Source organism: Clostridium niameyense (genome assembly GCF_001243045.1).
Taxonomy (GTDB): domain Bacteria; phylum Bacillota; class Clostridia; order Clostridiales; family Clostridiaceae; genus Clostridium_F; species Clostridium_F niameyense.
In genome coordinates this window covers 2,159,510-2,171,410 of sequence record NZ_LN849007.1, presented here as the reverse complement: position 1 = coordinate 2,171,410, position 11,901 = coordinate 2,159,510, and the positions used below count along the sequence as shown (strand labels likewise).

The 11,901-nt window shown below is 28.4% G+C and carries 10 protein-coding genes and 1 pseudogene; 10 read left to right on the top strand and 1 reads right to left on the bottom strand.

Features of this window, described 5'->3' with window-relative positions; genetic code table 11:
• Nucleotides 1–237 precede the first annotated feature (237 nt).
• A complete protein-coding gene (locus BN1711_RS11080) occupies nucleotides 238–1,215 on the top strand; it encodes a hypothetical protein (RefSeq protein ID WP_050608214.1) in 978 nt (325 codons plus the stop codon).
• A 50-nt stretch (nucleotides 1,216–1,265) separates the two neighbouring features.
• Here the strand turns inward: BN1711_RS11080 and BN1711_RS12345 are convergent.
• A pseudogene (locus tag BN1711_RS12345) lies at nucleotides 1,266–1,460 on the bottom strand (helix-turn-helix domain-containing protein); the annotation flags it as partial.
• Between the two features lie 431 nt (nucleotides 1,461–1,891).
• Between BN1711_RS12345 and BN1711_RS11075 the strand changes: the two are divergent.
• The 9 genes from BN1711_RS11075 to secG all read left to right on the top strand — a co-directional run bounded on the left by BN1711_RS11075 (nucleotide 1,892) and on the right by secG (nucleotide 11,768).
• The gene (locus tag BN1711_RS11075) at nucleotides 1,892–2,332 is read left to right on the top strand and encodes a hypothetical protein (protein ID WP_050608213.1); all 441 of its coding nucleotides are present in this window, start codon (nucleotides 1,892–1,894) and stop codon (nucleotides 2,330–2,332) included.
• A 180-nt stretch (nucleotides 2,333–2,512) separates the two neighbouring features.
• Complete coding sequence (gene rpoN / locus BN1711_RS11070) at nucleotides 2,513–3,874, top strand: RNA polymerase factor sigma-54 (protein ID WP_187367291.1); 1,362 nt, start codon at nucleotides 2,513–2,515, stop codon at nucleotides 3,872–3,874.
• A gap of 217 nt (nucleotides 3,875–4,091) precedes the next feature.
• The gene (locus tag BN1711_RS11065) at nucleotides 4,092–5,126 is read left to right on the top strand and encodes a sugar-binding transcriptional regulator (protein ID WP_050608211.1); all 1,035 of its coding nucleotides are present in this window, start codon (nucleotides 4,092–4,094) and stop codon (nucleotides 5,124–5,126) included.
• Between the two features lie 73 nt (nucleotides 5,127–5,199).
• Complete coding sequence (gap, locus tag BN1711_RS11060) at nucleotides 5,200–6,207, top strand: type I glyceraldehyde-3-phosphate dehydrogenase (RefSeq protein ID WP_050608210.1); 1,008 nt, start codon at nucleotides 5,200–5,202, stop codon at nucleotides 6,205–6,207.
• Between the two features lie 290 nt (nucleotides 6,208–6,497).
• Nucleotides 6,498–7,694, top strand: a complete 1,197-nt coding sequence (locus BN1711_RS11055; protein ID WP_050608209.1) for a phosphoglycerate kinase — start codon at nucleotides 6,498–6,500, stop codon at nucleotides 7,692–7,694.
• Between the two features lie 33 nt (nucleotides 7,695–7,727).
• The gene (gene tpiA, locus BN1711_RS11050; protein ID WP_050608208.1) at nucleotides 7,728–8,474 is read left to right on the top strand and encodes a triose-phosphate isomerase; all 747 of its coding nucleotides are present in this window, start codon (nucleotides 7,728–7,730) and stop codon (nucleotides 8,472–8,474) included.
• A 24-nt stretch (nucleotides 8,475–8,498) separates the two neighbouring features.
• Nucleotides 8,499–10,028, top strand: coding sequence for a 2,3-bisphosphoglycerate-independent phosphoglycerate mutase (gene gpmI / locus BN1711_RS11045; protein WP_050608207.1), 1,530 nt, complete (start codon nucleotides 8,499–8,501; stop codon nucleotides 10,026–10,028).
• Nucleotides 10,029–10,081: 53 nt separating this feature from the next.
• On the top strand, nucleotides 10,082–11,377 hold the full coding sequence (gene eno / locus BN1711_RS11040; protein ID WP_050608206.1) for a phosphopyruvate hydratase: 1,296 nt from the start codon (nucleotides 10,082–10,084) through the stop codon (nucleotides 11,375–11,377).
• Between the two features lie 157 nt (nucleotides 11,378–11,534).
• Entirely contained in the window at nucleotides 11,535–11,768 is a 234-nt protein-coding gene (gene secG / locus BN1711_RS11035) for a preprotein translocase subunit SecG (RefSeq protein WP_050608205.1), read from the top strand.
• Nucleotides 11,769–11,901: the final 133 nt, after the last annotated feature.

The window sequence follows — 11,901 nt, the reverse complement described above, 5'->3', positions numbered from 1 at the left end:
AATTACTTATTATAAAAATATTACTTATTATACTGTAGGAATAAAATAGCTTAGATACTAATGTCTAAGCTTAATTTCATACCTATTATAGAGGTATATATAACAGGTATATATGAAAGGCGAATGAAAAAAACAGTATTTAAAAAATATGTATAATATTTGAACTTTATGTAAAAATATTATATAATCAACATGGTATATATTTCATTTCATAGAAATTTTAAGGAGGATATTATCATGAAGTCACTTACAATTATTTTGTTTTTAATTGGATTAATTGGGATTATTGTTTCAATTGTTTTAATTATTAAAAACACTATTAAAAAGCAGGATAATAAAAGAAATAAAAAAATATTAATTGGATTTATTGTTTTATCAATAGTAGCATTTATTGCAGTGCCTACTTCTAGTACTAAGAAAGAAGTAAAAACAAGCAATAAAGTTGTAACAGAGGATAAAAGGATTCTAAGTTCAAAAGATAAAGAACTGTTAAAAAAGCACTATAAAGATTTTAATGAGGCACAAAGGGAACAATTTAATAAACTGAAACAAAAATACGAAAAAATTTCTTCTAAAGAAAAGGAAAGTATTAAAAGCGACTATGAAAGATTGTTAAAAGAACAGGACGTTCAAGCTAAAAAATTGAAAGACGAAGAAAAAAAGAAGGCTGAAGAGGCAAGGGCAGCTGAGGCTAAAAAATGGAATGATTTTGTAAATAAAAATAGTAAAGAGTTATCAGCAGGTGAACATACGGTAGGCAGTCATATAGATCCAGGAGCTTATGATGTTACTTTTAATGGTTCAGGAAATTTTAATATTTATTCGGCAAAAGGTTCACTATTAACTAATGAAATAGGCGGTAATGATTTAGGAATTGATAAGTATAGAATAATATTAACACAAGGTAATAAAATAAAAATTTCAAGCATGAGTGTTAATATGAAACCAATAAAAAGAAGTTTAATACCTTATAAAGAAACAAGTATTTATTCTGGTTATTGGATTTGTGGAGAAGATATAACAAGGGGAAGATACAAAGCTATGGCTGAAAGTGGCCAAGGAAATTTTATAATATATGGAAAGTCTGGGAGAGCAAAAACAAATGAGATATTAGGCGGAGATATAGGCGTTAATGAAGTAATTATAGATTTAGAAGATGGGGATATAATAAATGTAGCAGGATTAAAAAGTGTAAAATTAACACCTGAAAAATAAGGAAATAGTAAGTATAATAAAAAACTCTAGAGGATTAACCTTTAGAGTTTTTATTTATACTTTTCTATTACTTTTATTATATCTATTATTAGATTCTTATTCCTTTTATTTTCTAAATTTAAATTATGCCTTTCCTTTGTCCTGCCTAGCAAGTAATCTAGACTTACATTGAATATATTAGCTAGTTTAATTAAATTATTTATACTTGGTTCTATAGAGCCAGCTTTATACCCAGATATGGCTTGCCTAGAAACATTTTAAAATTTTCATAGTCTAATATTTATTCTCTAAATTCCCTACTTATTAAACCATAGTAATATTGAAATAATCTTTCTTGTTTGTTAGTCATTTTTTAATACCTCCATGTTATAATAATTTAAAACTCTTTTTAAATAACATAAAGTATGATATTTTAATATTAAGGAAATAATAATGCAGGCTAGTTGTTTATTTTTTGCGTATGGACAACCATACGAAAAAGGTCAAAGATAAAATCATATAGGGTTGGAGTGAGATTCCAACTCTATATTTTGTAATAATAAAATTAATCATTGTATAATATTAAGGTATGCAAAATTAATTATTGTTATAACTTCTTTAAAACAGTTGAAATTATTTATTGACTGCTATATAATAATTATTAATAAACAATAATTATTATATTCGGAGGAGTATCATGGGTATAGCTAATAATGAAATAAATTTTGATAGTATTATAGGAAATTTAGGGAAGTGTTGTTTGACAGAGAAACTATGTAATAAGTGTGATAAAGAGAAGTGTTTAATTGGATATTCAAAAAAATCCATATTAGAATGTTTAAAAAATAATGTTACTTATGTTGAGGATGGATTTCAGAATATACCTATAGCAGATACAAGATTATACGAGGAAGAAGATTTGATAATAGGAATATCAGATATTTTAAGACAATGCAGAAGTTGTAAAGAAGATCATTATGATAACTGTGTAATAAATGTTTTAAGAAGCTGTTATGAGGTAATTTTACTTGGAGAACCTCAACAATATAAAGGAAGCGCCCTAGTTTATTTAAATGAATTAAAAAGTTTAAATGAAAAAGTCGGAGAAAAAATTATGAAGGTATATTTAGATAAATAATATATAAAATAAATAATATATTATATAAAGTGTTTCAAAATGAGTTTCTAATCATTTAAGGAAGCACTTTTTTATATTTAGCTTATTTTATTTATAAATTGTGAAATAATTATTAATGTTAGTATACTTCTTTTATGATATAATGAAATTGGAAATGGGGGTGCGGTATTTTTAATGAATATGAACTTCAATTTAATGTTGACTCAGCAGCAAAAACTAGTAATGACACAGCAAATGCAATTATCAATAAAGATGCTACAGATGTCTACTTACGAGCTTCAAAGATATGTAGAAAAAGAAGTTCAGGAAAATCCAGTACTAGATGCTAAGATGGAATGTAGAGAAGAAAAAGATGAAGTAAATTATAAAAAATTGTTAAAGCAGTTAAAAGAAGATAGGTATGATGGAGCTAATTATAATTATTATAAAGATCAGGAAGATGTATCACCTTTTAACTTCATTTCCGAAAAAAAATCTTTAAAAGAGTATTTACAAGAGCAAGTAAGAGAGATAAGTAAAGATAATTATATTAAAGCTGTATGTTTTTATCTTATCGAAAATATAGATAAAAAAGGATATTTAAAGGTTAAAGAAGAAGATATAGCAAAAGAGCTTAATACAGACGTAAAAGTTATTAATGAAGCTATAGAACTTATACAATCCTTAGAACCAGATGGTATAGGTGCAAAGAATTTACAAGAATGCTTAAAGATACAATTAAGAAAAAAAAATATAAACGATGAAAATATATATTACATAGTTGACAATTGTTTACCTTTGATAGCCGAGAATAAATATAATGTAATAGCAAAAAAATTAAATATAGGTGTTAAAAAAGCACAAGAATATGGAGATAAAATTAAAACTCTTCAACCTAAGCCCTCTAGGGGGTTTTACACCGGTGAAGAGGTAAAATATATAGTTCCGGATGCTTACATAAAGAAAATAGATGGTGAATATTATATAATAATGAATGATGACTTAGTTCCTAAACTTACAGTAAATAATGTATATGAGAAGATAGTTTTAAACGATACTGATAAAGAAGCTGTAGATTTTGTAAAAGAGAAATTAAATAGCGCTATATTTTTAATAAAAAGCATAGAAAACAGAAAAAGTACCATATATAAAGTGTTAGAAAAAATATTAGAACTACAAAAAGAATATTTTGATTACGGCATAGAATATTTAAAGCCTATGACTTTAAAAGAAATAGCAGATAGTTTAGATTTACATGAATCTACAATTAGTAGAGCTATAAGAGATAAATATATACATACTAATAAAGGTACAATTTTAATAAAAGATTTATTTACAAATGGTATAACTTCCAATAATATGACTGGTGAGGATATATCTGTTGAATTTATAAAAAAACAAATAAGAGAACTAATAGATAATGAAAATAAAAATAAGCCTTTATCCGATCAAATTATTTCTAATATGTTAAATGAAAAAGGAATTAAAATATCAAGAAGAACCGTAGCAAAATATAGAGAAGAAATGAGCATTAAGTCTTCAAAATGTAGAAAAAGATTTTAGAGCATGGAAGGATTCCATGCTATTTTTTATTTTCGATAAAAAAATAGTTTTAGGGAAGATTAGATATGTATTAAAGAAATATTTTATAAATTTAAAGTAAAATTTGCAAAAAACCCTTTTAAAATAAAAGTATTTATTTTATAATATAAGTGGGACATAAAAATAATACAAGGGACATTTTTAGACCATCATAAAAAAGGTCTGGGGAGTGTTGATATTGAAAGAGATTCTTAAGTTACAACAAAAAATAGTACCGGAAATGCTTAAACTATTAGAAAAGAGGTACACTATATTAAGAACTATATACTATAAACAACCTATAGGCAGAAGAATATTGGCTAATGATTTAGGCATAGGTGAAAGAATAGTTAGAACAGAGGTTAACTTTTTAAAAAGTCAAAATTTGATTGACATAGATTCTTCTGGTATGACGGTAACTAAAGATGGTGAAAAAATAATAGATAAACTAAAAGAATTCATTCATGAGTTAAAGGGACTATCAGATATAGAAGAATTGATAAGAAATAAATTAGAAATCAGTAATGTTATTATAGTTCCTGGGGATTTAGATGAAGACATAACTGTAAAAAATGAATTAGGAAAAGTAGCTGCTAACTATTTAAGAGGAATTTTGACTAGTGGTAATATTATAGCCGTTACAGGAGGAACTACTGTTAAAGAAGTAGTAGATAATATGCCGAAAATTAATAATTTAAATAATTTAGTAGTTGTTCCAGCAAGAGGTGGAATAGGTAGAGATGTAGAAACTCAAGCTAATACACTGGTAGCTAATTTAGCAGGAAAGATAAATGCAAATTATAAGCTTATGCATGTACCTGATAATTTAAGTGAAGAAGCAATAGAAGCAGTTATGAAAGAGAAACAAATAAAAGAGGTCTTAGATATAATACATCAGGCTGATATATTGATACATGGTATAGGTATAGCTGAAGTAATGGCTGAAAGAAGAGGAGTTTCAGAAGAGGAAATAGACTCTATAAATCACAATGGTGCTTTAGGTGAAGCTTTTGGATATTATTTTGATATGGAAGGTAGAATTGTTTATTCAAGTCCAACTATAGGAATAAAACATGACAATGTAAAACATGTAAAAGATTTAATTGCCATATCAGGAGGAACAAGTAAGGGAAAGGCTATACTTGCTGCAGAACTTAGAAATACAAATAGCACATTAATTACAGATGAGGGTGCAGCTATAGAAATAATGAAGATATTAGAAGAAAAAAATTAAATAATTTATATATATAAGTAAAAAATAAAAATAAATAAATTAAAATGTTAATTAATTTTAGGAGGTACTTAGTATGGTAAAGGTTGCTATTAATGGTTTTGGAAGAATAGGAAGAAATGTATTTAAAGCTTTAGTTAAAAATTATAAAAATGAATTAGAAGTTGTAGCTATAAACGACTTAACTAGTCCAGCTACATTAGCTCACTTATTAAAATATGATAGTTTATATGGAAAATTTGATGGAACTGTTGAAGCTAAAGAAAGCTCAATAGTAGTAAATGGAAATGAAATAAAAATATTTGCAGAAAGAGATCCTAAAAATATAGATTGGAGCTCAACTGGAGCAGAAATAGTTATAGAATCAACAGGATTATTTACAGATGCTACAAAAGCTCAAGCACACTTAGGTGGAACAGTTAAAAAGGTATTAATTTCAGCACCAGCTAAAAATGAAGACAAAACAATAGTTATGGGTGTTAATGAAAAAGAATATGATGCAGAAAAACACAACATTATATCAAATGCATCTTGTACAACAAACTGTTTAGCACCATTTGCTAAAGTTTTAGACGAAGTTTTTGGAATTGAATCAGGATTAATGACAACTATCCATTCATATACAGGAGATCAAAGAGTTTTAGATGCTCCTCATAAAGATTTAAGAAGAGCAAGAGCAGCAGCAGAATCAATGATACCAACAACTACAGGAGCTGCTAAAGCAGTTGCATTAGTATTACCTCAATTAAAAGGTAAGTTAAACGGAATGGCAGTAAGAGTACCAACTCCAACAGTTTCATTAACTGATTTAGTATGTACAGTTAAGAAAGATGTTACCGTAGAAGAAATAAATGCAGCATTCAAAAAAGCAGCTGAAGGAGAATTAAAAGGAATATTAGGATATAGTGATGAGCCACTAGTATCAGTAGACTACAGAGGAGATGAAAGATCTTCAATAGTAGATGGTTTATCAACAAGCGTAATAGACAACAGATTAGTTAAAGTTGTTTCTTGGTATGATAATGAATATGGTTATTCTCACAGATTAGCAGATTTAACTAAATACGTTGCAGATAGATTATAATATTATAATAGTATAAAAATATAGAGGACTAATTTAGCTGAAACTTATATCTAAAATAGTATCCTCCTTTTACAGAAAAGGTTTGGTTTTATCTATAAGTCCAAACCTTTTTTAACTATAAAATATATAATAAAAAATAAGTATATTATTTATATTTATATTACAAATAATATAATAGTAAATATTGACATTGTAGTATGAAAAAAGCTAAAATAATATAAGATAGTATAGCATAAATACATAAAGTGTATACTATTGCCTTATTAAAATTTATTAAGAGGTGAATGTCAATGAATTATAATAAAAAAACTGTTGAAGATATAGAAGTTAAAGGTAAAAGAGTATTAGTAAGATGTGACTTTAATGTTCCTATAATTGATGGAAAAATAACTGATGAAAATAGATTAGTTGGAGCACTTCCAACAATAAAGTATTTAATAGAAAAAGGTGCAAAGGTAATACTTTGCTCTCATATGGGTAAACCAAAAGGCGAACCTAAAAAGGAACTTTCATTAGCTCCAGTAGCTAAAAGATTATCAGAAATGCTTAACAAAAAAGTTGTGTTTGCAGATGATGATAATGTAGTTGGAGAAAATGGAAAAAAAGCTATTGAAAATATGAAAGATGGAGATGTAGTATTACTTCAAAATACTAGATATAGAAAAGAAGAAACTAAAAATGAAGAAAACTTTTCTAAAGAATTAGCATCTTTAGCAGAAGTATTTGTAAATGATGCATTTGGTACAGCGCATAGGGCACATTGTTCTACTGTAGGAGTTACTGAATATTTATCACCATCAGTATGTGGATATTTAATTCAAAAGGAATTAAAATTCTTAGGTAATGCAGTAGAAAAGCCAGAAAAACCATTTGTAGCCATTTTAGGAGGAGCAAAAGTTTCTGATAAAATAAATGTTATAAACAACTTATTAGATAAAGTAGATACTTTAATAATAGGTGGGGGAATGTCATATACTTTCCTAAAATCTCAAGGATATACTATTGGAACTTCTTTAGTTGAAGAAGATAAAATAGAATATGCGAAAGAAATGATAGAAAAGGCAAAGGAAAAGGGAGTAAACTTATTATTACCTATAGATAATGTAATAGCAGATAAATTTGATAAAGATGCAGAAGCTATTGTAACAAAGGATCAAAATATTCAAGATGGATACATGGGACTTGATATAGGACCTAAGACAGCAGAGTTATATAAAGATGCAATAAAATCTGCTAAAACAGTTATATGGAATGGACCTATGGGAGTATTTGAATTTAAAAATTTTGCAAATGGTACTTTAGAAGTAGCTAAAGCTATGGCAAACTCTGATGCTGTAACTATAATAGGTGGAGGAGATAGTGCTGCTGCAGTAAATCAATTAGGTTTTGGAAATGATATGACACATATATCAACAGGTGGTGGAGCTTCTTTAGAATTTTTAGAAGGAAAAGAACTACCTGGTATAAAAGCACTTAATGATAAATAATTTAAATTTATTATAAATATGGAGCGTGAGTTTATGAGAACACCAATAATAGCAGGAAACTGGAAAATGAACAAAACTGTTGATGAAGCAGTAGAATTAGTTAGAAATTTAAAACCGCTTGTAAAAGATGCAAAATGTGATGTAGTTGTTTGTCCAACTTTTGTATGCCTTCCACAAGTATTAAAAGAAGTAGAGGGAACTAATATAAAAGTTGGAGCTCAAAATATGCACTTTGAAGAAAGTGGAGCATATACAGGAGAAATATCTCCATCAATGTTAGAGAACTTAGGAGTTAATTATGTAATAATAGGACACAGTGAAAGAAGACAATACTTCAATGAAACTGATGAAACTATAAATAAAAAAGTTAAAAAAGCTTTTGAACATAACTTAATTCCAATAGTTTGTTGTGGAGAATCTCTTGAAGAAAGAGAAGGAAACATAACAGAAAAAGTTCTAGAAAAACAAATAAAAGAAGATTTAAAAGAGCTTACAAATGAACAAGTAGAAAGATTAGTAGTAGCTTATGAACCAATTTGGGCTATTGGAACAGGAAAAACAGCTACAGATGATCAAGCTAATGAAACTATAGGATATATAAGATCTGTTATAGAGGGAATGTACGGAAAAGAAGTAGCAGAAAAAGTCAGAATACAATATGGTGGTTCAGTTAAACCTAACACTATAAAAGCGCAAATGGAAAAACCAGAAATAGATGGAGCATTAGTAGGAGGAGCTAGCTTAAAGGCTGAGGATTTTGCAGCTATTGTAAATTTCTAAAGGCTGTTTTTAAGGAGGTAAATTATGAACAAAAAACCGGTACTTTTAATGATATTAGATGGATTAGGTATAACTAATAAAGTAGAAGGAAATGCAGTTGAAGCAGCTAATAAACCTAATCTAGATAATATATTCAAAAAATATCCTCATATGAAATTGGGAGCTAGTGGATTAAGTGTAGGTCTTCCTGAAGGACAAATGGGAAACTCAGAGGTCGGACATTTAAATATTGGAGCAGGAAGGGTAGTATACCAAGCACTTACAAGAATAACTAAGTCTATAGAAGATGGAGATTTTTTTGAAAATAAGGCTTTAAATAAAGTAGCAGATAATGTATTAGAAAATAATTCTTCTATGCATCTTTTAGGGCTTTTATCACCAGGTGGTGTTCATTCTCACATAGATCATTTAAAAGGATTATTAAAATTCTGCAAAACAAAGAACATAAAAAATGTATATTTGCATGCCTTTTTAGACGGAAGGGATGTAGCTCCTTCTTCTGCTAAGGAATATATAAAAGAAATAGAAGATTATATGAAAAAAATTGGAGTAGGTGAAATAGCTACAGTGTCAGGCAGATACTATGCTATGGATAGAGACAATAGGTGGGAAAGAGTACAACTTGCATATAATGCTGCAGTACTTGGAAAAGGTGAAATAGCAGAAAGTGCCCTAGAAGCTGTAGAAAATTCTTATAAGAATAATAAAACAGATGAATTTGTACTTCCTACTGTTATAGTAAAGAATAAAAAACCTATTGCGAATATAAAAAATAAGGATTCTGTAATATTTTTTAATTTTAGACCAGATAGAGCAAGAGAAATAACAAGGGCTATAAATGACAAGGTATTTAGTGGATTTAAAAGAGAAACATTAGATTTAACTTTTGTAACTATGACAGAATATGATAGTACATTAGAGAATGTATATGTAGCTTTTCCACCAGAACATTTGAAAAATACTTTAGGTGAGTATATAAGTAAAATGGGTAAAAGACAACTTAGAATAGCGGAAACAGAAAAATATGCTCATGTCACATTTTTCTTTAACGGTGGAGTAGAGGAACCAAACGAAAATGAAGATAGAGTTCTTGTACCATCACCAAAGGTAGCCACTTATGATTTAAAACCAGAAATGAGTGCATGTGAAGTTACAGAGCAATTGTTAAAAAAATTAGATTCAGATAAATATGATATGATAATATTAAATTATGCTAATCCAGATATGGTGGGACATACTGGTATATTTGAAGCAGCTAAAAAATCTATAGAAGCTGTAGATAAATGTGTAGGTAAAGTCGTAAGTAAAGTGTTAGAAAAGGAAGGTACAGTTTTAATAACTGCTGATCATGGTAATTCAGAAGAAATGATAGATTATAACACTGGAAATCCATTTACTGCACATACTATAAACCAAGTGCCTTTTGTATATGTATCTAACGAACCTAAAAAATTAAAAGATAAAGGCATATTAGCAGATATAGCGCCTACAATATTGGAAATTATGGGACTTTCTAAACCAGAAGAAATGACAGGGAATAGTCTTATAAAATAAAAGTAAAACTAGTATTTTATACTATAAATTAAATTAATTAGGAGGAGAAAAAGATGAAAAGTTATATTGAAATTATTGATGTATATGCAAGACAAATTCTTGATTCAAGATGTAACCCAACAGTTGAGGTTGAAGTGGAATTAGAAGATGGAACAGTAGGTAGGGCTGCGGTGCCATCAGGAGCTTCTACAGGAGCATTTGAGGCAGTTGAATTAAGAGATGAAGACAAATCTAAATATTTAGGAAAGGGAGTTCTAAAAGCTGTAGATAATGTAAACACTATTATCGCTGATGAACTTGTAGGAATGAATGTTTTAGATCAAGTTGCTATTGATAAAGCAATGATAGCATTAGATGGAACAGACAACAAAGCAAAATTAGGTGCTAACGCTATGCTTGGAGTATCATTAGCTTGCGCTAGAGCTGCAGCAGAAGCTTTAGGAATGAGCCTTTATCAATATATAGGTGGAGTAAATGCTAAAGTTTTACCAGTACCTATGATGAATATAATAAATGGAGGAAAACACGCAGATAATAACGTAGACCTTCAAGAATTCATGATTATGCCAGTAGGAGCTTGCTGCTTTAGTGAAGCTTTAAGAATGTGCTCAGAAACTTATCATGCATTAAAATCAACACTAAAAGCACAAGGATATGATACTGGAGTAGGTGACGAAGGTGGATTTGCTCCAAATTTAAAATCTAATGAAGAAGCTATAAAAGTTATAGTAGAAGCTATAGAAAAAGCAGGATATGTTCCAGGAAAAGACATATGTATAGCTTTAGATCCAGCTTCATCAGAAATATTTGAAGATGGAAAATATCACTTAAAAGGTGAAGGAAGAGTATTAACTCCAGCTGAAATGGCAGATTACTATGTTGAATTAGTTGGAAAATATCCAATAATCTCAATTGAAGATGGTATGGCAGAAGAGGATTGGGAAGGATGGAAGATCCTAACTGATAAAATAGGACATAAAGTTCAATTAGTTGGAGACGACTTATTTGTAACAAATACTGAAAGATTATCTAAAGGAATAGGTTTAGGAGTTGCTAACTCAATTCTTATAAAACTAAACCAAATAGGAACTTTAACTGAAACATTAAATGCTATAGAAATGGCAGAAAGAGCTGGATATACAGCAGTTGTATCACACAGATCAGGAGAAACTGAAGATACTACAATAGCAGATCTTGTAGTCGCAGTAAATGCAGGACAAATAAAAACAGGTGCTCCAGCAAGATCAGAGAGAGTTGCAAAATACAACCAATTATTAAGAATTGAAGAAGAACTTAATGATATGGGAGAATATAGAGGATTAAGAGCTTTCTACAATATCAATAGATAATTACCAATTATGTAAAAAGCAGGATTTAATTTATAAATCCTGCTTTTATTGTATTAAAAGTTTTTATATGATAAAATAATTATATCTAATTTTACATACACTAGAAATTAAATGTAATGAATAAATTTGTAAATAGTTAATATATAGGAGGACTAAAATGAATATTCTTTTTACAGTTTTGCTAACTATAATTTCCATAGTATTAATAGTAGTTGTACTTATGCAACCTAGTAAGACTAATGGTTTGAACGGATTAGTTGGTGGAAGTTCTGAAACTTTTTATTCTAAGAATAAAACTAAAACTTCAGAAGCACTTTTGTCTAGAATAACTGTAGTATGTGCTATACTATTTGCTATTTTAATTTTAGCTCAGAATATAATGGCTAAATAAAAAAAGACGACTTTGTCGTCTTTTTTTATTGACTATTGGATATAATTACTATAACATTATAGCACAGAAGTACTTTACACATAAAATTAAATTTTATGTGTAAACTAACAATATAAAATATTCCTTTAGATAA